This is a genomic window from Bacillus sp. SIMBA_008 (assembly GCF_046535495.1).
In the GTDB taxonomy this organism is placed as follows: domain Bacteria; phylum Bacillota; class Bacilli; order Bacillales; family Bacillaceae; genus Bacillus; species Bacillus subtilis.
This window is the reverse complement of the sequence record NZ_JAWRWL010001364.1, coordinates 1-232: the sequence shown is the minus strand read 5'-3', so window position 1 is coordinate 232 and position 232 is coordinate 1. Positions and strand designations below refer to the sequence as shown.

The window sequence follows — 232 nt, the reverse complement described above, 5'->3', positions numbered from 1 at the left end:
CAAGTCATTCAAAGAAAGAAGTCGCTTTATAAATGAGAATGCAATGCCTTCGGCAAGCGGCTCATTCTTATTCAGCTCTTGGTATTCACGATATTCTTGCTCACCCTTAGTTCTAAATATTTTATCGGAGTCGCCAAGGTCAAACATAGCACTCGACGCCACGCCTACTACAAGTCGATCTTTAAGCTCATACGGCATCTGCTTCCCCTAGATTTAGCAATCCAATTTACAG

General features: G+C 42.2%; 1 protein-coding gene. It reads right to left on the bottom strand.

Translation table 11 applies throughout. From position 1 onward, the window contains the following. Window positions 1-198, bottom strand: a 198-nt coding sequence (locus tag SB658_RS27910; protein ID WP_410603843.1) for a 5'-nucleotidase, incomplete at its 3' end; no start/stop codon positions are given. Window positions 199-232: the final 34 nt, after the last annotated feature.